This window comes from Paenibacillus sp. GSMTC-2017 (assembly GCF_016019935.1).
Taxonomy (GTDB): domain Bacteria; phylum Bacillota; class Bacilli; order Paenibacillales; family Paenibacillaceae; genus Pristimantibacillus.
The window spans coordinates 408,895-434,701 of the sequence record NZ_JAECMT010000004.1 but is presented as its reverse complement, the minus strand read 5'-3'; the positions used below and the strand labels follow the sequence as shown (position 1 = coordinate 434,701).

Sequence of the window (25,807 nt, the reverse complement as noted above, 5' to 3'; positions counted from 1 at the left end):
GCTCGTAGCCACATGCATATTCGAGATCATAGGCTCCAAAACGCTAACGAACCGTATTGTGTTTATTTTGATGAACATGACTTGCCCTTTGTTTGAACGAACTCCAGCGTCGTTATTGCGTAGATTCGGGCAGAAATACAGCCAATTTGCTCAAAATAAGAATTTTGGAGTTCCTTAAAAGTTTTGAACAGCACAATTTGGTCAAATAAGACTTACTCGGTTCGTAAGCCATTATTTACTCCACTTACGCTCGTCAACCTCACCTTTATCTATTTACTAAAATACGATTAGATCGTCATTGATTCTGTATTTTAACATAGCTATTCTTCTTAAGTAATCGGCTAATCAAGCTTCTCTCATTAACACCACGACCAATGGTAGCGCTATCATTTGAATAGATGCTGTCTCACTGAAAATACAGGCTTACATCTCACCTTATATGAAAAACCGCAGTTGAGTCTCCTCGTCCAGGGTTAGTTTGTAATCCTTTGGATGACGTTATAACCTCATCTCTATTTTCACTCTCTTGTCGAATAATTTCAATAGTAAGCACCCTTACATTTATAACCATACGATCAGATTATGTTGGCAAACAAAAAAGCAGCATACGGCGTGGAGTACGAACAAATCGTCCGCTTCCGTTTTCCAGCCAGCATACTGCATTCCATTAGTCCAATACACGTGTAAACTTATCAACAGCAACGCTAGTCCATCGCCCTAATGAACTCGTCCACATCACGGTTCGCCTTTAACTGATTACATTCATAACAGGCGCAGATGCAGTTAACTGGCGTCGTGTGTCCACCTTTTGCCCGCGGTAGTTCATGGTCAATTGTATCGCCATATTTACCGCAGAAGCGGCATGTGTAATTGTCCCGTGTCAGAATTAACAACCTAAATTCCTTATTACTATATAAACGGCGAATGGTGTGGCGATTGACGACGACAGCTGCTCCTTCTCTGACCAAGACATAAGCAAGCTCCGGTTCAATCTCCTGATACCAGCGACGTCCGTTATCCGTCTTGCCGCGCATTCGAATAAAGCCCCCTCCGGTCGGTTTAAGAAACGACACGTCGGATGGACTTTCCTTCTCTCTCCTTGGCGGCTGTGCAGTAGCTTCTGCGGGCGCTTGCCTTCCATGAGCGCCGTTTCCTCTTCTGCGCTTGCGTGCAGGCTTCTTTCGGGGGGCGGCTGCAGATGCGACAACAGTTTCCTCTGCTATCGATGGCGCTTCCGATGATTGGATATGCAATTCTTTCGATGCTGGAGAAGTAGCATGCGCTGGTCGCCTACAAGCCCGGCAAGTACCACGCCTACTCTGTCTTCCAGATCTCCTGCCTGTCCTTCTTAGGAAATCGCCAAGTGGTTTCATTGCTCCACAAGCTGAGCAACGCTTAACCTCTCCATTAGGTTGTTCTTTCATTTCCGAATGTTGTATATTCATGTCTTGAGTATAGCATGTAGCAATGTCTTAATACACGCTTCTCTTTTGCGGCTTCAATAGAAACGTACTCCGATGTCGTTTGCAGCTCCCGATAGGAAAGTCTCGTTATGTAACTAACAGTATGACTTTATGATTGTTTGTTTTTACATTACAAGCTAAACTATTTTCAAACTCCAAAGAGAATAATATCTACACATTACAAATCCCCACTCATAACTTCTCTTTAAACTCTCATAAGAAATCTGTTCGATAAAAGCACAGAATGACAGGTTCATCCAAAATGCAAATGATACGATTAATGGCATAGGGAGGTGATACGGTTGGAAGCACTAATTAGACTAAGCAACGCAATCGAACATATGGAGAAACAGATGGAGGAGCGACTAAACATTGAAGAGTTGAGTCGGATCGCATGTATGTCTACTTTCCACTTTCAGCGCATGTTCCACATGCTGACTGGACTTACAGTAGCTGAGTATGTAAGGAAGCGCAAACTTACATTAGCGGCGCAGGAGCTGGCATCGACTTCAATTAAAGTAATCGACGTAGCGCTGAAATATGGCTACGACACTCCTGAGTCCTTCTCGAAAGCGTTTCGCAAAATTCATGGCCTCTCTCCATCAGAGGCTCGAAGCGAAGGCGTTAGTCTAAAAGCCTTTCCCCGTATCTCCTTTCAGATATCATTAAAGGGGGATAAGGAAATGGATTATCGTATTGAAGAAAAGGAATCTTTTACAGTTGTTGGAAAGACGTTGCAGACGCATTGCAAGAATGGTGAGAACTTACGAGAGATTCCACTTTTCTGGCAGCAATCTAACCAAGATGGAACCGTGGACGAGTTAATAAGTTTGGCAGAAGATGATAAAACGCTTGGCATTTGCTTAGATATGAACTTTGAAACGGAGCAATTTTCTTATATGATTGCCTCTAGAGCAAAAGCGGGTACTACGTCATCAACGTATACCGTTCGTGAGATTCCGGCATTGACATGGGCCATATTCACGAACATTGGACCAGTGCCAACTACGCTACAAAAAACGATCGCTCGAGTATACCAAGAATGGTTCCCAGCGACCGGATTCGAACATTCTGGTGGACCTGATATGGAGGTCTATGATGCCGGTAACATTATGGCTGATGACTATAAAACAGAGATTTGGGTACCGATCATTAAGAAATGACGTATGACTGTCAAAAACTGAAGTAGATGTACAACAGAAAAATGGAGGTGTCCCTCAGGTCAATTTAGACCTTTTGGAACACCTCCATTTATTTTACCAGATCGAAACTCGATCCTCTGGAGCAACATACATACCATCGCCGGCCTTAATTCCGTAAGTCTCATAGAATTGTTCGAAGTTCATAATTGTGCGGTTCGCTCGAACTTTATTAGCCGAATGTACATCGATTGTACTTAGGTACGCTGTAATTTCTTTCGTAGTTGTAAATCTCCATGTTTTCGCATTACTTTCGAAATACGCTTTATAATCGGGAGTGCTGAGTTCAGATACAACTTGAAGTGAAGCGGCCATTCCGCCTAAATCAGCGACATTTTCGCTCTGTGTAAGTAGACCATCATTTAATATATTTGGAATGATCTCAATCCCATTATAAAAATCAATTACATTCTGGTTTTTCTCTTTGAATTTCTTGAAGTCCTCATCTGTCCACCAGTTTGTTGCATTCCCATGTTCATCAAATGCTGATCCATTGTTATCAAATGCATGGCTAATCTCATGCCCAATGATCATGCCGATTGCACCCAAATTTTGTTCAGGTTTAGCGCTAACGTCGTAGAAAGGAGCTTGTAGAATACCTGCTGGAAACATAATTTCGTTATTAAGCGGATTGTAAAATGCATTTACAGTAAATGCTCTCGTCGACCATGTCGTTCTATCAACTGGTTTTCCTAGTTCTGCCTTCACGTTATTCAAATAGGCATTGGTTACTGCAAAGGTATTGGAGAACAGCGAACCTCCGTCGTTGTATGTTTTGATAGCTACGGCGTCTAAAGTCGTATCCCACTGATCTGGATACCCGATTTTTACGATCATTGTTTCCAGTTTTTTAATTGCTTTCGTTTTTGTATTTTCAGACATCCAATCAAGCGCTTTAATTCTTTTCTCATACGTAGCAATTAATTTCTCTACCATCTGTTCAACATCTTTTTTAGCTTCCGGTGAAAAATATTTTTCAATATACATTTGCTCCAGATATCCACTCATCGTGTTCGTTGTATTGGATACTGCAATTTCCTGATCTGTTTTTTCACCTGAAACCCCGTATAATGCTGTAGCAAACTCATTTGACGCGTCTCTAAATCCGTCGGATAACAATCTACCAGTTGAAGAAAGCAATTGTACTTTAGAGTAAGCTTTAAGCACTTCAAGATTAGTTTCAGTCATAAGCTCCGCACCTTTTTGCGCTAGCTTCAAATCCATAACAATCACTTTATCGGCTTTGTTGATTTTCATCAATTCCAACGTTTTTTTCATGTCTACATCTTTAAAAAGGTCATCGAATTGTTCCATCGTATAGGGGTTGTAGATTTTACTGACGTCCATTTGTTCATGAGGTTCAAGTGACACGGAAGCTAAGTTATGCTCCATGTCGTAAACCTTCTCGACGCGTGCTTTTGCTTCTGACTCTTTTTCTCCTGTCAAAACGAGAATTTTGGTCAGATAGTTGATATAGGCTTCTTTCGCTTTTGCGTCTTTCTGTACAAGGCTGCTTCTGTCTAAGCCTGTACTTAAACCGTTGTAATACAACGCATTTTGGCTACTATTTTTTGCATCGCCTATAATTGTAAATTGGAATAACGTGCTAAGTCCTATTTCTTTCTCTATAGAAAGATCTGCTTGAACAAGCTCGTTAAGCGTTTTTGCTCCATCAATTGCCGTTACATATTTTTGAATAGGTTCAATGCCTTGTTCATTTCTATTTTTCGTATCTAAAGCCGTTGCATAAAAGTCCGAAAGTTTCTGTTCTTTTGTACCCTTCGCCGCTTGTTTACCAGCCAATTCATTTATCATTTTTTCTATGTTATCGTTATTCTGTTTTTGTAGCTCGGCGAACCCGTCAGAAGTGAATTCTCCTGCTGCAATCGTTGATTTATCTAACCATTGTTTGTTGATTGCTCCATAAAAATCGTCATTTAAATGGGAACCTTCAAGCGCCCACACTCTAGCGATAATCGTTTGAAGCTCAGTGATCGTAATCGTATCCTTAACGCCTAACGTACCGTCTGCTTTACCCGTCAATACACCGGCTTTTGCCAATTTATCGATATCTCCTTTTGCCCAAGTCGGTACGTCAGTGAATTTAACGCCAAAAGTTCCGATTCGCAAATCATGTCCAACAGGTTCCGGAAGTTTGCCGAATGCCCTGCTTAACATAACTAAAGCCTCAATCTTCTTCGCTGGTTCATTCTCTCTTAAGTCGCCTTCTGTATCACCTTGTATAATAGCTTCTTTCTTAATACCAGCGTTATAAGCATCGGCAGCCGACAACAAAGTATCAACGATGTCTCCTCTAGTAGCTGGCGGTGATGTTTCTTCAGCATACACGGATTGGCTGACTGATAAGACCATTGCAATAGCCAAAAGTAAAGATAAAAACTTCTTTTTCATCATTAGGCTCCTTTGAATGTTAATTTTATGAATGATTACTAATAAGTTGGACTTGTACCATTCATATCCTTTTATTATAGGTGATCTTTATACGTTTGAAAATGCCTCATTGTATTAAAATAGGGGCGTTCCCTAAGTCATTATGACTTAGGGAACGCCCCTTTTCGAACACAACTAATTTATTTAATCTTTAATCCGAAGCTCCCCATCATAAGAAGCGATAATGCCATATAGATCCGGTCTACGATCACGGAAGATGCCCCACTCAATACGTTGTGTCTCAAGCGCATTAAGGTCGAATTCTGCAACTAGCACAGTTTCTTCTTCACGTCCCGCTTCCGCAACCTTATTGCCTTGCGGACCAGCAATGAAGGAAGAACCATAGAACGTAATGCTGGAATCTTCATCGGATTCAAGCCCAACACGGTTGGATGCGATAACTGGAACAAGATTGCAAGCTGCATGCCCAAGCATACATGTCTGCCAATGATCCTTGGAATCGATAGAACCATCTTGCGGCTCTGAACCAATCGCTGTTGGGTAGAACAAAATTTCTGCACCCATCAAAGCCATACAACGCGCTGCTTCAGGGTACCATTGATCCCAACATACGCCGATTCCGATCTTCGCGTAACGTGTCTTCCATACTTTGAAGCCAGTGTCTCCTGGGTTGAAATAAAACTTCTCCTCATACCCAGGGCCGTCTGGAATATGACTTTTGCGATATTTGCCAAGTACAGTACCATCAGCGTCAATAACAGCCAACGAGTTGTAGCGGGCATTGTTTTTCTTTTCGTAGAAGCTGATCGGAAGAACAACTTGCAATTCCTTAGCCACTTTGCGGAAATGGTTGATCGCCTCGTTTTCTTCCAATTCAGAAGCGTGAACATAATAGTCCGACTTTTCCTTTTGGCAGAAGTAAGGTGTTTCGAACAGCTCTTGCAGCAAAATAATTTGTGCACCTTGTTTCGCTGCTTCGCGTACTAGCGCATCCGCTTTGCGAATGTTGTCTTCTCTATCGTTGGAACAGCTCATCTGTGTAGCTGCTACCTTTACCGTTCTAGTCATATTGTCATACCTCCGTTTCTATTAAACACGCCCCAAAGGCATCTGTTGTGTTGTGCAGTGGACGTTGCCGCCTTCGCTAATAATCGCCATACCGTTTACTTTGCGGATTTTGCGATCTGGGAATGCAGCGCTAAGAACTTGCTCAGCTTTACGGTCTGTTTCTTCAGCCGCTCCGCCGAACACTGGCAATATAATTCCACCGTTTACAAAGTAGAAGTTCAAGTAGCTAAGTGTTAGTCTTTGACCATCAAACTCTCTATATGGCGGTTGGTCGATAGCAATAATCTCAAGTTTGCGACCTTTTGCATCAGTTGCATTTTCCAAAATGCGCAAGTTCTCTTGAGTAATCTCGTAGTTCTCATCTGCTGGATCGTTGCATACTTGAAGAATAACTTTGCCCGGTGCTGCAAAACATGCGATGTTATCGACATGTCCATCCGTCTCATCTCCGCTAAGTCCACGATTGAGCCAAATGATCTCTTCAACATTTACGAAACTTTTTACATATGCTTCGATTTGCTCACGCGTAAGCTCTGGGTTACGATTTGTATTCAGCAAACATTCTTCCGTCGTAAGCAAAGTTCCTTCTCCATCAGAATGAATCGAACCGCCCTCCATCACAAGTGGAGCATCGAATTGCTTGACGCCTACATGTTTCAAGATTTGCGGAGCTACCGCATCATCAAGATCCCACGGGGAATATTTGCCGCCCCATGCGTTAAAGCCCCAATTCACACCTGCAAGCTCGTTATTTTCATTCAAAAGGAACGTCGGCCCGTTATCACGAAGCCATGCATCGTTATGTTCAATTGGCAAACAATCAACAGCATCGTTGCTGGCGAACAACGCGCTAACCTTTTCTAAGTCGTCCGGGTTAACTACTACTGTTACCGGTTCAAACTCCGACATTGCAGTAATGATCTCTGCATAACCGCTTGTTACTTGCTCATAATGTTCTGGATATACCATAGAATCCTGTACTGGCCAGGAAATAAAAGTTCGTTCATGTGGCGCCCATTCAGCAGGCATTGTATAGTTCAATTCTTTTGGATTCATACTTAGTTCCCCCACATCGCTATCTATTAAGAAAACAGTCCAATTAGACCTTCCTTATCATATAACAAATCACCAATAGTCTCAATTGATACGATAAATAGATTTTAGGTCATTTTGGAAATGAATGATAAATTGCTGCAGAAGCAAAGCATTCGGTTTGTCCGATCTAAGCCAGCCGAAAGATACTTGCTGCTGCGTATAATTGGCAAGCTCAAGCGGAACAATATCTCTATTCATAACGACAGATTGTCCATTAAACGAATAATCATGACCTATCGTAGCCCCTGGTGGCGAGATCGTAATTAACTCCATAACTCCATTATTCCTCAACCTATTAAAGTAGGCTTGCTTCACTTCGTTACAACAAACGAAACTGTAGTTCCTTCGCCAATGGTACTTTCAATACAAAGACCCGATCCGAATAGTTGCTTCAAACGATAGTCTGTGTTGGCTACTCCGACACCTCGGCGCTTACTGCCATTAGATTTGCGATGTGTAAGCAGCCCGCTAAGCGACTTCTCGTCCATGCCGATCCCATCATCCCGTACAGATATTTTCGCATAGTTTCCGAAATGTACGACGCTAATCCAAACCGTTCCTCCCTTAGAACGTTGCAACAGTCCATGTCTGACTGCATTTTCTACAAGCGGTTGGATCGATAGAGGAGGAATTAGCAGCAGTGAATCTTCGTCCACTTCCCATTCGACCCGAACCCGTTCCTCGAATCGCTCCCTTTCAATCGTCAGATAAGCTCGAACAAGTTCTAACTCCTTAGTAATTGGTATGAGCTGATCGGCATTATGAAAGTCGAAGCTGGCTCGGAGGTAATCTCCAAATACCGTTAACAAATTGCGCATTCGATCGATATCAATCTCACTAAGTGCAGCAATTGCACCAAGGGTATTGAATAAGAAATGTGGCTCGATCTGCGCTTGAAGCCACGCCGCTTCCATTCTTGCTTGTTCCCTTGCCGCTTTCGTAATCTCCGTTAATGCTCGCACCCTTGAGCGCAGCTCCATTGCATCCACTGGCTTCGAAATATAATCATTGGCCCCGAAGCGGAAGCCCGCTTCGATATCTTCCATCCGACTTCTAGCAGTCAGAAGCAGAATCGGCAGCTCCGAACGAGAATACTGTTCCCTTACAGCATGTGTTACTTCGTATCCTGACATCTGAGGCATCATTACATCTGTAATAATGAGATCCCATATTCCAGACTCAAGAAGTGGGATGGCTTCTTCGCCGCTCGTAGCGGTCACGATGTCATACTTTACTTCATTGAGGATACTCTTCAATACTGTTAAATTAACAGGATCATCGTCTATCGCAAGAATACGCGGGCGGTTTTGGCTGACCATAGATAATGGCCCTATCTCGAACCCTTCTCCTTCACTCGAAAAGGAATTTAACTCTGAGGATAACGATCCAGCTGCGACACTTCCCAAAGACTCATGCAACTCAGAAAGTACAATTGGAACAACTGAATCGTTGTCTGCTCGTACAACATGCTCCGATGAAACGTGGTCTGCTATTGGTAGGTTGAAGCTAAACGTCGAACCTACACCTATAGTAGATTGCACAATTAGTGTACCTTGATGCATGTCTACAAGCTGTTTGCTGATCGCAAGACCAAGCCCGAGTCCAGTAACGCTGCCCGTCATCTCGACGTCACCTTGCTCGTAAGGTTCGAATATTTTTTTAATTGTCTCTTCATCCATCCCTATGCCTGTATCAGAAATGGAGATATGGATATCGCCGTCCCTACTCGCAGCATGTATGCTAATCTCACCTTCACGCGTAAATTTAACGGCATTATGAAGGAGATTCAGCAATATTTGAATAAGCCTATTTTCATCCGCAAATATAGCTGGCAAATCTCCGGGAACATGATTGATTAGTCGAATCGGCTTCCCCTCAGTCATATAACGCAACATATCAAGCACTCCTGCACTTACCGTTTGGAGCTGTACACTAGTTTGTTGCAGTCTAATACGATTTTCTTTGAACCTGGTGAGATCCATTAGATCGTTCAGCATATACGACATGCGCTTCCCAACTAATACAAGGAGCTTCATTCGAGCCTGGTTCCCTTCTTCATCATAACGTGTTCCACTTTCCATAACAGATTGTGCAATACTTAACATTCCGTGGAGCGGATTGCGGAGCTCATGTGACGTATTAACGAGAAACTCATCCTTGCGCTTGTCTTCTGCCTTAAGCCGTTCCGTCAGTTTGGCGGTCACATCCGAAGAGCGGAAGTAACGTTTGAACCAATACAATGCAAAACACACGAATGCAGCCGTAGTATCAATTGGGTAATATCCACTTTCAATGACACCACTATTTTTGATGACACCCCATATGACATTGACAGTTATAGCCGATACCCCAAGCAAAATAAAGATCATATCGCTATTTCCTTTTCTAATCGCTAGTACCGACAAGATCGGAACAATGAAGAACGGCAAAATGACGAGCAATGCGTGCAACAATTCAAAATAGCCCAGTATTCTAGCTGGCAGCAATAGGACAACCAATGCGTAGATCGCACAGATGACCGTATACCAGCGTACAAAACGACGCAAAGCAACTTTTTCGAGTAGATTAATCGTATAGTGAAGAACAAAAACTGCAACACCTAAAAAAGAGAGGTAATACAGCTTCCACGTCCATTCGTAGTTAACAGAAAACCAATCGGATAAAATGCGTTCGTCATCTATAAGAATAGTAATGATGGCACTAAGGATCATTAAAGAAAAGGAGATAAATGCTCTCTGTCTAGCGCCAATGAAATAGAGAATAACCGCGTAAATAAAGTGCATAAACAAAAGCAAACAAACCGCGAGTTGTGCCCCTGCGGAAATAAAATAAGAAATATCCATTGCTTCTTTCGTACCCAATTTAACAGGCTGCATAATTCCACTCATAATGCGATCATCATAATTAGCAACATGAATGACGATATCAACGACTCCATCCTTGCTTGAGAATGTAGCTGAATAAGGCACATTGCCCGTCTCATAATGCTCAGCACTCTCCGCAGGCTGGCCTGACCTAGCGAGCAACTCACCGTTTATAAATAATGAGGAAGCAGCCGGAATTGCAGGAATTCGGACTTTGTACAATCGCTCTTTATTCGGCTCGACTGCAATACGGAGGTGATAAGAAGCATAGCCATATGCCGAGTTGTTATCCTCGCTCAATTCGCCCTTCCAGTCAGATGGGAGCTTTATTAGTTTACTGTTGAACACAGCGTCACCCGCTTCTAAGGCCACGTTAGCTTTTGGCTCTATAAGCTGATACGGGTGGAACACCCATTCTCCGTTTAATGTCAGCCTTGGAGACTGCGCCCAATCCCAGCTTCGCAAATCCAATTGACCATTCACTGCGTTTGCGTGTGCAGGTGAATGTTGTAGTTGTAACCACACTAACCGAATACCCGTCAAAACGAACATGAATATAACGAAAATTAACGTAATTTTTCTTTTTGTCATACTGCTTATTTCTCCCCAACCTTCAACATCAATTCAATAAACTGTTCTGCTGCTACGGATAGAGGCAACTGCTTCACTTGCACAATACCTAAATCAATCGGTGGAATTTCTTCTTTCACCTTCACCTCGAACAATGCCCCTTCTGAAATCTCTCTCTGGACAAATTCCCTTATAACATAAGCAACGCCCAATCCCGCTTCAGCGAACCCTGTCAATAACTGAAGGGTTCCGATTTCGAATGCAGGCTGTATAACTAGCCCATGGGAAGCCAAAAAATGGTCCAGCGCTTTACGTGAGGGCATATGAGGAGGGAAAAGGATATGCGGATAATGGGCTAACTCCCGTAGTGAAACACCAGGTCCATCCGCAAGATGCTTGTACTTTTCTCCCACGACAAAACGATCTTGGATCGACAACAATTTGGTCGACTGCAAGGTTTCATCATGAATAGGAAGCCTCACGACACAGAAGTCGATTTTACCTTCCTTCAATAGCTTGAGGCAGGGTGCTGTTGAGTGGTCTAATATATTTATTTTGATAGTGGGATATTGTTGATGAAAAGATTTCACATAGGGCAAAAGCACATTGCGAATGACCGATGTATAAGATGCAATTCTGACTTCCCCGCCGTTTAGACTCGCGACATCGCTCATCTTACTTTCGCCAGACATTAATAGTTCATAGGCTTGCTCTACATAAGCAAAAAGCGTCTCTCCTTCATTCGTGAGCGATACACCTCGTGTTGTCCGCTTAAAGAGAACTGTGCTCATTGATTCCTCCAATTGCTTAATAGCCAAACTTGCACTTGGCTGTGTGATATGCAATTGCTGAGCGGCTTTGGAGATGCTCCCTGCTTGAGCGGCAAAATAGAAGATACGATACAGCTCCAAATTAATCATCGTTATACTCCTCCCATATAGCGGCTATATGAAATAACAATTATTACTATATCATAACGCTGCGCTATCATAGACAAAAGCATTTGAGAGATAAATAGAAGGGAGTACATTCGCGTGATGATGCAATTATCTTTGTATGTCATGTTTATGACGAAGTCGTTCCAGCAACATTTTGTTTATCGGGCAAATACGCTCATTCTTATGCTGGGCTCATTTCTTAAACTGTTTGTGCTCATTAGCGTTTGGAGGGGGTTATTTGCTGGTCGGGACGAAATTAACGGGATCACCTATGACAATATGATTTTGTTCGTTCTTATTAATCTCTTAGTCGGGACACTTACGTATTCCAATATCGGAGATAAGATGGGGGAAAAGGTCATAAGTGGCAACATTAGCACCGATCTCCTCAGACCAATCGCTTTCAAGACATATATCATTGCGGATCAATGGGGAGAAAATTTGTTCCGCTTTCTGTTCAGCGCTGTGCCTGCTTGTATCATCTACTTTATATTTATGAGTATGCCATCGATTCCGACCGAACCTTTAAGAATACTGCTCTTTCTGGTTAGTGTGACGAGTGGCATTATGATTATTTATCACATCCACTATTTGCTCGGACTGACAAGCTTCTGGACAGGCAACTCTTACTATATCGACTGGTTCATGCGAGCATTTTTCGAACTATTTGCAGGTACTTTCGTTCCTTTATGGTTCTATCCACAGTTGCTCTTACAGATTGGCACCTATCTTCCATTCCGCCTTGTAACATTCGAGCCCATTGCTATATTCGTTGGAAAAACAAGTATTTCAGGCGCAATTGGCATTATCGCTCTGCAATGGGGATGGATTGTTGTTCTACTACTAGTCGAGAGATTGGTTTGGAACAGAGCACAAAATAAAGTGTTTATACAAGGAGGTTAGTTATGGAGCACCTGCCCCTTTACTGGCGGTTTATTCGAATTAATATTAAGGCAAAAACAGAATATCGAGCCGCTTTCCTGCTAACTTTCCTCTCTCGTGGGGTACTTTGGAGTACAGAGTTTGCTCTGCTTTGGGTACTGCTCTATCAATTCAAATCGATAGCTGGATGGGGCCAATACGAAGTTATGTTTTTGTACTCTTTAAATTTGACGTCTTATTCGCTCGCTGCCTTTTTCTGTTTCCACCCGTTCACGAAGCTTCCTGCCAAAATTCAATCCGGCGAGTTCGATGAACTGTTAACAAAGCCGCTTAATCCGATGCTGTATTTAATGAGCAGAGAGTTTACCGCTTCTTATTTTTCAAATGTTACGTTTGGGCTATTGTTTATGGGTGTCTGCATGTATAAACTACAGCTTGCTCTTAGTGTATGGGATTATTTATTGCTCGCTGTCGTGCTAATTGGTGGAACCTTAATTCAAGCTTCGGCTTTTATCTATACTGCGGTGCCGTCTTTCTGGATGGTTCGCAACAACAGCTTAATCAATTTGTTTATGAACGATTTTAAAAGTTTCATCCGTTACCCAATCTCCATCTATCCTGCTTCCATTCAAGTTATGCTAACGCTAATCGTTCCTTATGCGTTCATTAACTTTTACCCAGCACAATATTTCCTGAACAAAAGTGACTTTCTCTTGTTCCATCCCTCCTTCCAATATTTGACGATTGTAGTTGGCGGAATTATGTTCACTGGGGCATGTCTGTTATGGAAATTTGGTATCAAACACTATCACAGTACAGGATCATAGGAGGGTTTGCAGCGATGATTGAAGTGAACGGCGTTTCAAAAGACTACAAAATGTATCACAGCAACAATGGCTGGCTAGATTCCGTTAAGTCTTTATTTTCAAGAACCCATTATTGGAAAAAAGCTGTGTCTGATTTGAATTTTCATGTCCGCGAAGGCGAATTAGTAGGCTTCATTGGGCCAAATGGTGCTGGTAAATCGACAACAGTGAAGATGTTGTCTGGCGTGTTAACACCTACGGCTGGCTCCATCCTTGTGAATGGGATTACACCGAGCAATGACCGCAAGACGAATGCGATGCATATCGGTGTCGTATTCGGGCAAAGGTCGCAGCTTTATTGGGACTTGCCGATGGAGGATACTTTCCAGCTCTTTCAACGTATGTACCGCATTCCAGCGCACGACTTCCGCAGAAACACGGCGTTTTTTGTGGAATTGCTTGAGATGCAGAGCTTCTACCGTACTCCTGTCAGACAACTCAGCTTAGGGCAGAAGATGCGCGCAAACCTCGCTGCTGCACTGCTGCACGATCCAAAGATTTTGTATTTGGACGAACCTACGATTGGTTTAGATGTTATTGCAAAAACGAAGATAAGACGTTTTCTGCGCGAATTAAATGAGGAGAAAAAAACAACTGTTATCCTTACCACACATGACATGGATGATATTGAAGAGGTATGTAATCGACTGATGATGATTGACGATGGCCGTATTATTTATGATGGCGGACTACCGGAGTTTAGAGATACGTTCAGTGGTGGGACGATACTTGAAGTGGATTTTGCACAGGGAGAAGTGGTGCAGGGGGCCTTTGATTTGGAGAGTTTTAACCTTGATGATAGTCGCATTCAAGTTACTGGGCAAACCGATACGACAGTCACTTTTAAGTTTCATAGAGCCGAGATTGCTGTAGGTGAAGCGATAAGCCTTATCACTCGGAAACATGACATACGTGACCTGCGTCTGAAAGAACCTGAATTAGAGAAAACGATCGGGATGATTTATGAAAATAATAAGCGTGAGCGTGTGTTGGGGTAGAGAAAACGGTTCCCCCCTATTAGATAAATAGGGGGTGAATTGCTTTATGATGGCACTGTTCGATGTACGAATTATTTTAATCCATACTAAAGAGATCTTGTTCGTGCCTCTTGCACGAACCAACGATGTCTCTCCCTCATTTTTGTTTCCGTTTCTTCGTCTAATCCCCAATTAGACAACTGTGAGGCCGGTCGAAGCGCCGCACACAAATCCCAATAAGGTAGTTGCTTCATGTCAATTGCAGGCATCATTCGAGCATAGGTTTCTGTAAATGCCGTCATCGCCTCTTCTCCGAACGTCCAAAGCACTTCCAATCTAGCATTCCCGACATCAGAGAGTGGATCTCCCCATGCTGCATCTTCCCAGTCAATGACCGCGACTAGTTGACCATTTCGCCATAGGATGTTGCCTGGCCAAAAGTCACCATGTAGGATTGATTCTTTATTTGTTTTTGGTAGCGGCCAGACCGACTTTAATGTATCTCGTATGATGCCTTCGTCTAAAGATTCATCAAGAATTACAGATGGCGTATTCAGCTTGTCCGTTATCGCCGATTGGTGGCAATAAAGAAAAGCTACCTCTTCCCTTGAGCAACGAGTATTATGAATACTCGCTAATCCCGTTGCTAGTTGCTCCATATAATCGTTAACCTGCTGAGGATTGAAGTCCGTTTCGCCATCGACAAAAGCCATTACGATGTAGGGGTCAGTGAATATTTCTCCAGAATCATCTACAAAATAAGGCTCAGCTAGCGCAATTCCTTGCGCACTCAGTAGTCTAAGCAACTGATATTCATTGTTTGCTATATGAGGGTCTCTCTTGCGATCTACTTCACCATGCCTACGCACAATTAGTTTACGTCGTTGATTCTCCGAAGTTGTCATCTCAATCGCTGTCACTTGCGCAGACACACCTCCGCTCATATGCCAGAATCGGAGTAAGTTACCACGTGGGTCTATCTTAGTTACGATCTTTTCATAAGCTATTAAATCTTCTTCCTGCATAGCCCTATCTCTCCCCTTCACAACATACATTTCTATTATTTGCCCGTTTGTATTATAATTTTCAGTATGAAAAGAACAGGAGCTGAATCATTCATGTCAATGAAACAAGAGCTTATAAATCGATTCACTACATATGTAAAGGTTGATACACAATCAGACGAAAGCAGTGTTAACTGCCCCTCTACACCGGGCCAGCTAACTTTTGGTCTTTTGCTTGTTGATGAGCTAAAAGCTATCGGCATGAGCGACGTTACCGTTGATGAAAACGGTTATGTTATGGCTACACTACCTTCCAATACGGACAAGGATGTTCCGACTATCGGGTTTCTCGCACATTTGGACACAGCTACTGATTTTACTGGAACGAATATTAATCCGCAAATTGTTGAAGATTACGATGGACAAGACATCATTTTGAACAAAGAGCAACAGATCGTATTGTCACCACGTGACTTCCCAGAGCTAACTGGCTATAAGGGTCATACACTTGTTACGACTGATGGTACTACTCTACTCGGTGCAGATGATAAAGCTGGCTTAACAGAAATTATGACGGCCATGGTTTATTTGATCGCTAATCCCGAAATTAAGCATGGAACAATTAGAGTAGCCTTCACTCCTGATGAAGAAATTGGCAGAGGCGCGCATCGATTTGATGTGGAAGCTTTCGGCGCTAAATATGCATATACAATGGATGGCGGTCCGCTTGGCGAACTACAATACGAAAGCTTTAATGCTGCTGGTGCAGTCATTACTGTTAAAGGTGTTAACGTTCATCCAGGTACAGCTAAGGGCAAGATGGTGAACGCTACTAAAATCGCTATGGAGCTAAACGGCAAACTTCCAGTAGATGAAGCACCCGAGCATACGGAAGGTTATGAAGGCTTCTATCATCTATCTTCAATAGAAGGTGATGTTGAACAAGCAGTGCTGAAGTATATCATCCGTGACTTCGACCGTACTCGCTTTGAAGAGAGAAAAGCAGAAATGAGCGGAATTGTAGCTGACCTTAAGACGAAATACGGAGAAAACCGCATCGAGCTTGAGATGAAGGATCAATATTTCAATATGCGTGAGCGTATTGAGCCAGTTATCGAAATTGTGGACATTGCACATCAAGCTATGGTGAACTTAGGCATCACGCCAATTGTACAACCTATCCGTGGCGGTACGGACGGCTCACAGCTTTCTTACAAAGGGCTTCCAACACCGAATATTTTCACTGGTGGAATGAACTATCATGGCCGCTACGAATACGTATCGGTTGACCATATGGAACTAGCCGTTAACACGATTGTTGAGATCGTTAAGCTGTATGAGGAGAAAGCGTAAAGCTGATGTATGAAAGCTAGGGTAAGAGCGCTAAGGCAAGAGCGCTAAGGCAAGAAAGCTAAGGCAAGAGCGCTAAGGCAAGAAAGCTAAGGCAAGAGCGCTAAGGCAAGAAAGCTAAGGCAAGAGCGCTAAGGCAAGAAAGCTAAGGCAAGAGCGCTAAGGCAAGAAAGCTAAGGCAAGAGCGCTAAAGAAATTACAACGCACAAGGAGCTGTCTCCAAGTAGAGCGATCTATATGGGATAGCTCCTTTTTCACTTATGCATCTTTCATACAACGTGCAATTGTGATTCCGTCGCTTTAAAGCGCACCGCTAACCCGATTTTCCCGGGTTAAACCTCGCTACTGGCTCACTCATACACCATTAACCCGATATAATCGGGTTAAACCTCACTACTCGCTCACTCATATACCGCTAACCCGATTATATCGGGTTAAACCTCACTACTCGCTCACTCATATACCGCTAACCCGATTATATCGGGTTAAACCTCACTACTCGCTCACTCTTACACCGCTAACCCGATTATATCGGGTTAATCCTCTCTGCTCGCTCACTCTTGCATCGCTAACCCGATTATATCGGGTTAAACCTCACTACTCGATCACTCTTACATCGCTAACCCGATTATATCGGGTTAAACCTCGCTACTCGATCACTTATGCACCGCTAACCCGATTATATCGGGTTAAACCTCACTACTCGATCACTTTTGCACCGCTAACCTGATTTTCCAGGGTTAAGCCTCACTACTCGCTCGCTCATGCACCTCTAACCTGATTTTCTCGGGTTAAACTAACTAAGGCGTCCTCTCCAAAGCAGAATAAACTACTTTGGAGAAGACGCCCACACTGTTACTCTTCATTTCTACGGTAAACGCGCTCTGGTCTACCTACTGTACCGTACGAAATATCAGCTATAAGCACACCTTTGTCCACGAAATACTCCAAGTATCTGCGAGCGGTTGTCCGGCTGAAGCCGCCTTTCCTGCCAAGCTCCTCTGCCGTCCAAACTTCTCCTTTTCCCTCTATATAAGTGAGAATTTTTTCGCTCGTTATTTTATCGATACCTTTAGGTAAATACGCCTCTTTGTCCGCTCGCTCACCAGCGCCCCAAAGCAGCTGATCAATACCTTGTTGATCTACATGTTTGTTAGCACCTCCGAGCAGAGTCATCTGCTCGTGGTATTTTTGATAGGTTTTAAGCTTCTCTTGGAATCTATCAAATACAACTGGTTTAATCATAAAATCATAGACACCGCCACGAATGGCCTCTCGGACCGTTTCAAATTCCTTCGCAGCAGTTATGATCATTACTTCTGTACGCGGATAGTTCCGCTGAATGTGCTGGAGTAAATCGAGACCGTTCATATCAGGGAAAAATATATCCAGAAGCACCAAATCTGGAACGAGTATTTCCAAATGCTCGTACGCCTGCTGTTTGTCTGTTGCAATACCTACAACTTCAAAGCTTTCAACCTTTTCAACAAACCGACGATTTATCTCTGCAATACGTATATCATCTTCAATGATGACGACTCGTATCATGGTAATCTCCCCTTACCTTTGGAATGACAACCGTAAATATGGCGCCTCCGCGCTTGGCATTTCTAAAGCGGATCGTTCCCCCAAGTTGTTGCACAGCTCCGCTGACAATCGCTAGTCCGAAACCTCTATTACTCTCTTTTTTCGTGGAAAACCCTAGTTCGAACACATTACTAGCTACTTCATCGGAAATCCCTTCACCACTATCGGCCACTTCGATAAGGAGTGTATCTCCTTTATCACTGAACAACGTTTTTACCCACTTGTCTTTGGAGCTTCCAGCAAGAGAAGCATCTAACGCATTATCAATTAAATTACCTATAATTGTAACAAGATGATTTCTACTAATCATACTTGGTAATTCCTTAAACGTACTGCTTTCATCAATATCAAGCCGTACCTTAAGCTCATTGGCACGATTAAATTTACCGATCAGTATGCCCCCCACAATTGGGTCCGGAATTTCGCTCATTAGGAAATGAATCAGATTCTGATGCACATTCGATTCATGCGTTATGAGATCCATTGCCTCCTGATAAGATTCAAGCTGAATGAGCCCATATATGGTATATAACTTATTCGAATATTCATGTGTCTGAGCTCGCAGTGCTTCTGTATATCGCTTAACCTGTGTCAGCTCCTCCGTCAGTCGAAGCAGTTCCGACTTGTTACGGAAGCTGGACACAGCTCCAACTACACGATGCTGATGATCATAAATGGGAAGACGGTTTACGACAACGACACTTTCGTTAATCATCATCTCCTGATCCTTTTCAGCTCTGCCGGTCTGGATAACCTCGAGCAACCTCGAATCTGGAACAACATCTCTAATATGCTGTCCTGTAACTTCCACACTCTCCATAGGATCAATTAATTTTTTTGCCGTATGATTCGCTTGTGTAACGATTCCATCCAAGTTAATCGCAATAATGCCTTCATGGATCGTTTCCAATATCGCTTTTTTCTCTTGATACAATAATCCGATCTCTTTCGGTTCTAGACCATGAATGGATCGTTTTACTCTGCTTGATATCCAAATCGCGCCCAAGGAGCCCATTAACAATGCGATTCCCGCAAATAAAATGACCCTGTTTCGATATTTGTAAGCTGATGCTTCAATATCTTCTTTTAGTATACCGACAGAAACAATACCGATAATTTCATTTTTATCATTATAGATGGGCGTCTTCCCCCGCAGAGAAGGTCCCATTGAACCAACTGCCTCGGAAATGATCGACATTCCTTTGAGCACCGGCCCGTTGTCACCACCGACCATCTTCTGACCAATTCGATCTGACAGTGGATGTGCATAACGGATACCATCCTTATTACCAATAACGATATATTCTGCATCCGTCTCCATACGAATCTTCTCAACGATAGGTTGAATCGTAATCGATGGATCTTTATCCTCAAATGCGTCTCGGATCACATCCATTAAAGCAACCGTCTTCGCTAACTTCAGCGCTGAAGTGCCAATGTTCTTCTCGAGCGTATTTACTAGCAACCGTTCAAAGCTAAAAGTTAGAGCGATTATAACCACAAAAAGCAGACTTCCAATTAATAGAATTAATCTGGTTTGTAACCGCATTCATTGGCCTCCGTATTCAATATGCAAAGCTCAACTTCCCTTATTGTATTCTACATGCTACTCCGAACAAAGTCATTCGACAAAATATTTCCGTAAATATTATGAACAAAATTAGCAAAATGATTAATTTTCAACTTATGCGGGTATTCTTTTCAATAATTTTTACCAGTGATAGTATAAATGTAATCGATACGTAAGCGCTTTCAATAGCGACACAGTATTGACTCCAAAGGGGGCATTTATCTATGAAAAAGATGAACGGTTTCAAAATGATAGCTGCTGCGGTTGTTCTAGTTGTAAGCTTAACCGCGTGTAGTTCATCAGGTGGCGGCGGAAGTTACCCTAACAAGCCATTTATCGTAACAGCACCTTCAGGCGCTGGCGGTGGATGGGACAAAACTGCAAGATCCCTATCAAAAGTATTAACTGAAACGAAGCTTGTTGATCAAACGATCACAGTAGAAAACAAACCAGGCGGCGGCGGTACCGTATTCCTAGCAGAATACGTAGCAAAAGACAGCAAAGACCCATACAAACTGTTCGTTAGCTCACCTCCAATCTTGATCAATAATCTAAAAGCAGAAGGAAACAGCCCTTACGGTTACAAGGATGTAACTCCTCTTGCACAAATGACAAAAGACTTCGGTGCAATTGCAGTTTCAGCTGATTCCAAATTTACTGATTTGAAATCACTTCTCGATGCATTAAAAGCTGATCCTACATCTATTACACTAGCTGGCGGTTCTGCTCCTGGTTCTATGGATCACTTAATCAGCGTATTGCCAGCATTCAAACATGGCATTGATCCTAAAGTAGTTAAGTACTTGTCCTATGATGGCGGCGGCGAAGCAATTGCGGCCCTGCTTGGTAACAATGCTGATGCAATTGGAACTGACGTTTCCTCTCTTGGAAGCTACTTGAAAGCTGGCAAGATCAAAATTCTTGCAGTTACATCCCCTGAACGTCTAGGTGGAGATTTCGCAGATGTTCCTACGTTGAAAGAACTAGGTTTGGATGCTGAATTCCTAATCTGGCGCGGAGTATTTGGACCAAAAGAAATGTCAAAAGATGAACTTGCTTACTGGGATAAGGCTCTGAAGTCTCTTTCCGAAAATGATGCTTGGGCAGCAGAACTTAAAGCAAATGACTGGGCAAGTGAGTACAAAAATTCAGCTGACTTTACAGCTTACCTAGCTGAGCAAGAAAAAACGGTTCAAGAATTGCTTACAGCACTAGGCATGCAAAAGTAAAAAATGATAATACCTTGAGGAGAGTGCATGTTCTCTCCTCTTCTTCATCCTTAAGGAGGTGTCATAATGAACAAGACTTTCGATCGATATGCTAGCTTCGTCTTCTTACTTCTCGGAATCGGATTCATGTGGCAGAGTGCGGGGATCAGTTCCTCCGCCTACGGAAGCACAGTTGGTCCAAACATTTTTCCTTTTGGACTTGGGCTTGCGCTAGTATTGCTTAGCATTCGGTTGTTTTTTGAAGTGTTGAAATCAAAAGCGGCTAATAAGCAAAAAGAAAAACTGGATTACAAACGTTTTGGTATTATTTTCGGAGCTGCTTTTCTTTACGCATTCTTTATTGAAGAAATCGGTTATGTGATCGGTACTTTCTTATTCCTCTTAATCGGATTTCAAACGATGGAAAAAGGGAAATGGATCAAATCCATTATCATTTCTGCCGTATTTGCAGTAAGTGTTTACGTTATCTTTGTTGTAATACTTGAAGGCACAATGCCAGGCTTCCCGTCTTGGCTATCATGAGTGTGGGAGGAACTTGAATGAGCACCTTGGATTATTTAGCAGACGGTTTCGCCACAGCCTTTCAATGGCATAACCTACTATTTGCATTAGTTGGCGTAATCATCGGTACTGCGGTTGGCGTATTACCAGGTATCGGCCCTATGAGCGGCGTTGCCTTATTAATTCCGGTTACTGCTTCCATGACTGGTGGTTTATCAGCAGAAGCAGCTGCAACTAGCTCCATTATTTTGCTTGCTGGTGTATATTATGGCGCAATGTACGGAGGTTCAACGACCTCGATCTTACTCAACACCCCGGGGGAGTCGTCCTCAGTCGTGACCACCCTCGATGGTTATCAAATGGCGAAACAAGGCCGTGCTGGAGCAGCGTTGTCCATTGCCGCTATCGGTTCATTTGCAGCAGGATTATTTGCCCTTGTTGCACTTATCGCGCTTGCTGAGCCGTTATCAAATATTGCGATCAAGTTTGGACCGGCAGACTATTTCTCGCTTATGTTACTAGGACTATGTGCTGTCAGCGGACTCGCAGGCAAGTCCATTACAAAAGCGTTAATGATGACTGTTCTTGGACTTCTTCTTGCTACTATTGGCATGGATACTGTATCGGGTGTAGCCAGATTTACATTCGATATTCCTATACTCTATTCCGGTCTAGAATTTCTAACAGTTGCGGTTGGTTTATTCGCTCTTGGTGAAGTGTTCAAGACTATTCTTGAGAAAGACTACGGAAGTAGTGCCATCGCTAAGATCGGACGTATTACCCCAACTAAACAAGATCTTAAAGATAGTGCAGCACCAATTGCTCGCGGATCCGTTGTTGGTTTCTTTATCGGTATCCTGCCAGGTGCAGGCGCAACGCTAGCTTCCTTCTTCAGTTATATTTTGGAGAAAAAGATTAGCAAAAAACCTGAATCGTTCGGTAAAGGCAACATCGCTGGTGTTGCTGCACCAGAATCAGCAAACAACGCTGCATCTGGCGGTGCAATGATTCCACTATTGACGCTTGGTATTCCTGGTTCTGGTACAACAGCAATCCTAATGGGTGCGCTAATTATGTACAACGTTCAGCCGGGTCCCTTGTTATTCGAAGAACATCCGCAAGTAGCGTGGGGATTAATTGCAAGTATGCTAATCGGAAACCTGCTACTGCTCGTTCTGAACATGCCGCTTGTAAAAGTATTTGCTAAAGTTATTCAAACACCAGCGAAATATTTGATCCCGATTATTGTTGCCATCTCTATCTTTGGTGTATACGCCGTTCAAGCACAAGTTTTTGACTTGATGCTCATGCTCGGTTGCGGTGTCTTCGGCTTCTTGCTAGCTCGTAACGACTATCCGCTTGCTCCACTTGTACTTGGTCTTGTACTTGGACCAATGATTGAAAACAATATGCGCAGAGCGCTTACGACATCTAACGGCGACTTTATGATTTTCCTTCAGAAGCCAATGTCACTTGCATTCTTGATTATCGCTGTTCTATGGATTATGGTTCCAATTCTACTTAAACGTAGAGGAAAAGAAGTTGTTATTAACGAAGAGGGTTAGTAGATACGTATATCCTACATGTGATGGAGGCAGCCATGAATTCTAACAAACTAGGCGGTAAAAGTATTATCGCAAGGATCGAAATGAATACGAATGAAGCTAATTTCGGCCAAGTTGCAGCAGCTATCTTCGAAGCTGGTGGAGATATTGTGGCTATTGACGTCATTCAAACAAGCAAACATTCAACTATCCGTGACGTTACGATCACCGTGGTTGATACCGTTGATATCGATATCATTACAGAGAGAATCCGCAGCATGTCAGGCATCCGGTTGGTCAATTTATCTGACCGCACCTTCTTATTGCATTTGGGCGGCAAGATCGAAACGAAGTTAAAATCGCCTATACTAAACCGTGATGACCTGTCTCGTGTATACACACCAGATGTTGCACGTGTATGTATGGCAATTCATGAAGAACCTCGTAAAGCTTTTACATTAACCGTTAAGCGTAATACGGTCGCTGTTATATCTGACGGAAGCGCTGTGCTTGGTCTAGGCAATATTGGACCCTATGCTGCGATGCCTGTTATGGAAGGTAAATCGATGTTGTTCAAGCAATTGGCTGATGTGGACTCCTTCCCGATCTGTCTAGATACGCAGGATACAGAAAGTATCATCGCTACGATCAAAGCGATTGCTCCTGCATTCGGTGGAATCAATCTTGAGGATATTTCCTCACCGCGTTGCTTTGAAATTGAAGAGCGGCTTCGTGAAGAGCTTGATATTCCTGTATTCCATGATGATCAGCATGGTACAGCCGTTGTTGTATATGCTGCTTTAATTAATGCATTGAAAGTAGTAGAAAAATCGCTTGCAGACATAAAAGTCGTTTTCTGTGGAATTGGAGCAGCGGGCATCGCATGCAGCAGAATTCTGCTATCTGCTGGAGTGAAGAACATTATTGGCGTTGATCGTCATGGCGCTCTCTCTGCAGATAACACTTACGATAATCCAATGTGGCAGTGGTATTCTCAAAATACGAATCCTGATCGCGTTCAGGGTTCATTGCAAGAAGTCATTAAGGGTGCGGATGTATTCATAGGACTCTCTGCTGGCGGTTTGCTCAAACGTAAAGACGTTGAGTCTATGGCTGAACGCCCAATCGTATTTGCAATGGCTAATCCAACTCCAGAGATTCAACCTGATGAAGTTGAGGACATTGTTGGTCTTATCGCAACTGGCCGATCGGATTATCCGAATCAGATTAACAACGTATTATGTTTCCCAGGTATCTTCCGCGGTGCTTTAGATTGCAGAGCTACAACCATTAATGAAGAGATGAAGCTAGCAGCAGCGGAAGCGATTGCGTCAGCGATCTCCGATGATGAAAGAAGCAAACATTATATTATTCCTAGTGTGTTCAATCAGCAGGTTGTGTCTGGCATTAGAGATCTTGTTATCAAAGCAGCAATACGGACCGGGGTTGCACGTAGAATTCCAAGAGAGTACAGACAATAGCAGTATTCCACACCTGAAACGGAGGATGATTTGATGGGAAGCGCAATTCGAGCTATCGTGGATATTAATATGAAAGCGAATGAATTTTCGTCTAGCATCGTTCTCGTTATTGGTCCAGACCATTTCATCGATGCCAAAAGTATCCTTGGTCTAAGTATGACATTGTACCAAAACCAAGTTTATCGCCTTTACGTTCATGGCCCTGATGAGGCTGAAGCTAAGGTAGCATTGCTTGAAGTGTTTGAGAAACATAATCTACAAGTTGTTCTGCACAACGAATAAACAATTAAATTACTACCTTTTAATAAGAGCTCCTGACGAACTTCGTTCGCCTGGAGCTCTTTTATGTTGCTTACACTAATTATAATGTATAGAAGTGCTACGCCGATGTGTTTTTCGGATGTGAAATTTCACGAGTGATATGGCTGTAGCCAGCGATACTAGCTGCTATTAGTAATTGAGCACTGAAATAAGTAGACATAATTAGAAAACCAGAAGACGGAATAGGATCACCAAACTTATTCCATGCCAGTATTGAATCTGAAGCAACGAACAATATGGCTCCGATTCCCGCAAACACGTTTTTACTCAAAATCGCTGTCCAGCACATAGATGCAATGACAATAATATAAATTAGCACAGGGAGCCATATATCGGTATCAGCACGCTTTTCAAAAATTTGTGTATGCAGCTGGCTAGCTAGTACGAATGAATATGTAGCGATAGGCAACACAGCGAGAACGGTAAGAAAAGACCTTTTTATCCGTGATATCATCGCGATCGTATAGCATATATGACCAATGAGGAATGACGCTAGTCCGAATGTGAACCACTTCTCTTCTGGAAGTAAAAGAAATGCATCTCCACCGATGCTAAATATCAATCCAGCAATAATTAGACGCTTATAAACCTTTGAAGAACCTGTTGTAGGTGAAACAACAGCAAATACAATAATTAATATCATTGGGACTAACTTGAAAATCCAGTGTAGCAGCTCACTGTCGATTGATAACGTTGCTAGATGAATTGAACCTGTCACAATGATGAGTGCAATCAACCATTTTGACAACATGATCCCTCCTTTATCTTCCTGTTACAACGAGTATACACAATGGAAAATGGAAAGGATATCATTTTTCACCAATCACGCCGACATAATATCAACTAATTAAAATAAATCAATAATATACCCATTAAATGTAAATAA

The 25,807-nt window shown here is 42.8% G+C and carries 21 protein-coding genes; 10 read left to right on the top strand and 11 right to left on the bottom strand.

Features of this window, described 5'->3' with window-relative positions; genetic code table 11:
- Window positions 1–704 precede the first annotated feature (704 nt).
- Entirely contained in the window at window positions 705–1,424 is a 720-nt protein-coding gene (locus tag I6N90_RS17995; protein ID WP_442950969.1) for an HNH endonuclease, read from the bottom strand.
- A gap of 335 nt (window positions 1,425–1,759) precedes the next feature.
- Between I6N90_RS17995 and I6N90_RS17990 the strand changes: the two genes are divergently transcribed.
- Complete coding sequence (locus I6N90_RS17990; protein WP_197937206.1) at window positions 1,760–2,626, top strand: AraC family transcriptional regulator; 867 nt, start codon at window positions 1,760–1,762, stop codon at window positions 2,624–2,626.
- Window positions 2,627–2,719: 93 nt separating this feature from the next.
- Here I6N90_RS17990 and I6N90_RS17985 read toward each other — a convergent pair whose 3' ends face one another.
- From I6N90_RS17985 to I6N90_RS17960, 6 genes are all read right to left on the bottom strand, one after another.
- Window positions 2,720–5,077, bottom strand: coding sequence for a M13-type metalloendopeptidase (locus tag I6N90_RS17985; RefSeq protein WP_232243088.1), 2,358 nt, complete (start codon window positions 5,075–5,077; stop codon window positions 2,720–2,722).
- A 180-nt stretch (window positions 5,078–5,257) separates the two neighbouring features.
- Complete coding sequence (gene aguB / locus I6N90_RS17980; protein WP_197936995.1) at window positions 5,258–6,142, bottom strand: N-carbamoylputrescine amidase; 885 nt, start codon at window positions 6,140–6,142, stop codon at window positions 5,258–5,260.
- A gap of 21 nt (window positions 6,143–6,163) precedes the next feature.
- Entirely contained in the window at window positions 6,164–7,198 is a 1,035-nt protein-coding gene (locus I6N90_RS17975) for an agmatine deiminase family protein (RefSeq protein ID WP_197936994.1), read from the bottom strand.
- Between the two features lie 81 nt (window positions 7,199–7,279).
- Complete coding sequence (locus tag I6N90_RS17970; RefSeq protein ID WP_197936993.1) at window positions 7,280–7,510, bottom strand: hypothetical protein; 231 nt, start codon at window positions 7,508–7,510, stop codon at window positions 7,280–7,282.
- A gap of 38 nt (window positions 7,511–7,548) precedes the next feature.
- Window positions 7,549–10,692: a hybrid sensor histidine kinase/response regulator gene (locus I6N90_RS17965; protein WP_197936992.1), complete on the bottom strand. Its 3,144-nt coding sequence runs from the start codon at window positions 10,690–10,692 to the stop codon at window positions 7,549–7,551.
- A 5-nt stretch (window positions 10,693–10,697) separates the two neighbouring features.
- Window positions 10,698–11,591 (bottom strand): LysR family transcriptional regulator, encoded by an 894-nt coding sequence (locus tag I6N90_RS17960; protein WP_197936991.1) that lies wholly within the window; start codon window positions 11,589–11,591, stop codon window positions 10,698–10,700.
- A gap of 117 nt (window positions 11,592–11,708) precedes the next feature.
- Between I6N90_RS17960 and I6N90_RS17955 the strand changes: the two genes are divergently transcribed.
- The 3 genes from I6N90_RS17955 to I6N90_RS17945 are packed head-to-tail and all read left to right on the top strand — an operon-like array spanning window position 11,709 to window position 14,355.
- Entirely contained in the window at window positions 11,709–12,512 is an 804-nt protein-coding gene (locus I6N90_RS17955) for an ABC transporter permease (protein ID WP_197936990.1), read from the top strand.
- Between the two features lie 2 nt (window positions 12,513–12,514).
- Window positions 12,515–13,318, top strand: coding sequence for an ABC transporter permease (locus I6N90_RS17950; RefSeq protein ID WP_197936989.1), 804 nt, complete (start codon window positions 12,515–12,517; stop codon window positions 13,316–13,318).
- A 14-nt stretch (window positions 13,319–13,332) separates the two neighbouring features.
- Entirely contained in the window at window positions 13,333–14,355 is a 1,023-nt protein-coding gene (locus I6N90_RS17945; protein ID WP_197936988.1) for an ABC transporter ATP-binding protein, read from the top strand.
- An 86-nt stretch (window positions 14,356–14,441) separates the two neighbouring features.
- Here the strand turns inward: I6N90_RS17945 and I6N90_RS17940 are convergent, their stop codons facing one another.
- The gene (locus I6N90_RS17940) at window positions 14,442–15,359 is read right to left on the bottom strand and encodes a phosphotransferase family protein (RefSeq protein WP_197936987.1); all 918 of its coding nucleotides are present in this window, start codon (window positions 15,357–15,359) and stop codon (window positions 14,442–14,444) included.
- Window positions 15,360–15,458: 99 nt separating this feature from the next.
- Between I6N90_RS17940 and pepT the strand changes: the two genes are divergently transcribed.
- Complete coding sequence (pepT, locus tag I6N90_RS17935) at window positions 15,459–16,691, top strand: peptidase T (RefSeq protein WP_197937205.1); 1,233 nt, start codon at window positions 15,459–15,461, stop codon at window positions 16,689–16,691.
- Between the two features lie 852 nt (window positions 16,692–17,543).
- Here the strand turns inward: pepT and I6N90_RS17930 are convergent.
- A complete protein-coding gene (locus I6N90_RS17930; RefSeq protein ID WP_197936986.1) occupies window positions 17,544–18,236 on the bottom strand; it encodes a response regulator in 693 nt (230 codons plus the stop codon).
- Entirely contained in the window at window positions 18,214–19,824 is a 1,611-nt protein-coding gene (locus I6N90_RS17925; RefSeq protein WP_197936985.1) for an ATP-binding protein, read from the bottom strand. The genes I6N90_RS17930 and I6N90_RS17925 overlap by 23 nt, the downstream gene beginning before the upstream one ends.
- 245 nt (window positions 19,825–20,069) lie before the next feature.
- Here I6N90_RS17925 and I6N90_RS17920 point away from each other — a divergent pair, with 245 nt between their 5' ends.
- The 5 genes from I6N90_RS17920 to I6N90_RS17900 all read left to right on the top strand — a co-directional run bounded on the left by I6N90_RS17920 (window position 20,070) and on the right by I6N90_RS17900 (window position 24,882).
- Window positions 20,070–21,074 (top strand): Bug family tripartite tricarboxylate transporter substrate binding protein, encoded by a 1,005-nt coding sequence (locus tag I6N90_RS17920; RefSeq protein ID WP_197936984.1) that lies wholly within the window; start codon window positions 20,070–20,072, stop codon window positions 21,072–21,074.
- A gap of 66 nt (window positions 21,075–21,140) precedes the next feature.
- Complete coding sequence (locus I6N90_RS17915) at window positions 21,141–21,596, top strand: tripartite tricarboxylate transporter TctB family protein (protein WP_197936983.1); 456 nt, start codon at window positions 21,141–21,143, stop codon at window positions 21,594–21,596.
- A 17-nt stretch (window positions 21,597–21,613) separates the two neighbouring features.
- Window positions 21,614–23,140 (top strand): tripartite tricarboxylate transporter permease, encoded by a 1,527-nt coding sequence (locus tag I6N90_RS17910; protein WP_197936982.1) that lies wholly within the window; start codon window positions 21,614–21,616, stop codon window positions 23,138–23,140.
- Between the two features lie 35 nt (window positions 23,141–23,175).
- Complete coding sequence (locus I6N90_RS17905; RefSeq protein ID WP_197936981.1) at window positions 23,176–24,600, top strand: NAD-dependent malic enzyme; 1,425 nt, start codon at window positions 23,176–23,178, stop codon at window positions 24,598–24,600.
- Between the two features lie 33 nt (window positions 24,601–24,633).
- Window positions 24,634–24,882 carry an HPr family phosphocarrier protein gene (locus I6N90_RS17900; RefSeq protein ID WP_197936980.1) on the top strand — a complete coding sequence of 83 codons (249 nt, stop codon included), beginning with the start codon at window positions 24,634–24,636 and terminating at the stop codon, window positions 24,880–24,882.
- Between the two features lie 97 nt (window positions 24,883–24,979).
- Here the strand turns inward: I6N90_RS17900 and I6N90_RS17895 are convergent, their stop codons facing one another.
- On the bottom strand, window positions 24,980–25,672 hold the full coding sequence (locus I6N90_RS17895; RefSeq protein ID WP_232243087.1) for a lysoplasmalogenase: 693 nt from the start codon (window positions 25,670–25,672) through the stop codon (window positions 24,980–24,982).
- Window positions 25,673–25,807: the final 135 nt, after the last annotated feature.

What these genes read in the sequence shown, in the direction of transcription:
- I6N90_RS17955 (WP_197936990.1), top strand. Translation starts at nt 11,709, where the DNA reads ATGATGCAATTATCTTTGTATGTCATGTTTATGACGAAGTCGTTCCAG.
- I6N90_RS17970 (WP_197936993.1), bottom strand. Translation starts at nt 7,510, where the DNA reads ATGGAGTTAATTACGATCTCGCCACCAGGGGCTACGATAGGTCATGAT.
- I6N90_RS17925 (WP_197936985.1), bottom strand. Translation starts at nt 19,824, where the DNA reads ATGCGGTTACAAACCAGATTAATTCTATTAATTGGAAGTCTGCTTTTT.
- I6N90_RS17930 (WP_197936986.1), bottom strand. Translation starts at nt 18,236, where the DNA reads ATGATACGAGTCGTCATCATTGAAGATGATATACGTATTGCAGAGATA.
- I6N90_RS17985 (WP_232243088.1), bottom strand. Translation starts at nt 5,077, where the DNA reads ATGATGAAAAAGAAGTTTTTATCTTTACTTTTGGCTATTGCAATGGTC.
- I6N90_RS17960 (WP_197936991.1), bottom strand. Translation starts at nt 11,591, where the DNA reads ATGATTAATTTGGAGCTGTATCGTATCTTCTATTTTGCCGCTCAAGCA.
- I6N90_RS17900 (WP_197936980.1), top strand. Translation starts at nt 24,634, where the DNA reads ATGGGAAGCGCAATTCGAGCTATCGTGGATATTAATATGAAAGCGAAT.
- pepT (WP_197937205.1), top strand. Translation starts at nt 15,459, where the DNA reads ATGAAACAAGAGCTTATAAATCGATTCACTACATATGTAAAGGTTGAT.
- I6N90_RS17915 (WP_197936983.1), top strand. Translation starts at nt 21,141, where the DNA reads ATGAACAAGACTTTCGATCGATATGCTAGCTTCGTCTTCTTACTTCTC.
- I6N90_RS17895 (WP_232243087.1), bottom strand. Translation starts at nt 25,672, where the DNA reads ATGTTGTCAAAATGGTTGATTGCACTCATCATTGTGACAGGTTCAATT.
- I6N90_RS17995 (WP_442950969.1), bottom strand. Translation starts at nt 1,424, where the DNA reads ATGAAAGAACAACCTAATGGAGAGGTTAAGCGTTGCTCAGCTTGTGGA.
- I6N90_RS17975 (WP_197936994.1), bottom strand. Translation starts at nt 7,198, where the DNA reads ATGAATCCAAAAGAATTGAACTATACAATGCCTGCTGAATGGGCGCCA.
- I6N90_RS17950 (WP_197936989.1), top strand. Translation starts at nt 12,515, where the DNA reads ATGGAGCACCTGCCCCTTTACTGGCGGTTTATTCGAATTAATATTAAG.
- I6N90_RS17910 (WP_197936982.1), top strand. Translation starts at nt 21,614, where the DNA reads ATGAGCACCTTGGATTATTTAGCAGACGGTTTCGCCACAGCCTTTCAA.
- I6N90_RS17945 (WP_197936988.1), top strand. Translation starts at nt 13,333, where the DNA reads ATGATTGAAGTGAACGGCGTTTCAAAAGACTACAAAATGTATCACAGC.
- aguB (WP_197936995.1), bottom strand. Translation starts at nt 6,142, where the DNA reads ATGACTAGAACGGTAAAGGTAGCAGCTACACAGATGAGCTGTTCCAAC.
- I6N90_RS17965 (WP_197936992.1), bottom strand. Translation starts at nt 10,692, where the DNA reads ATGACAAAAAGAAAAATTACGTTAATTTTCGTTATATTCATGTTCGTT.
- I6N90_RS17920 (WP_197936984.1), top strand. Translation starts at nt 20,070, where the DNA reads ATGAAAAAGATGAACGGTTTCAAAATGATAGCTGCTGCGGTTGTTCTA.
- I6N90_RS17905 (WP_197936981.1), top strand. Translation starts at nt 23,176, where the DNA reads ATGAATTCTAACAAACTAGGCGGTAAAAGTATTATCGCAAGGATCGAA.
- I6N90_RS17940 (WP_197936987.1), bottom strand. Translation starts at nt 15,359, where the DNA reads ATGCAGGAAGAAGATTTAATAGCTTATGAAAAGATCGTAACTAAGATA.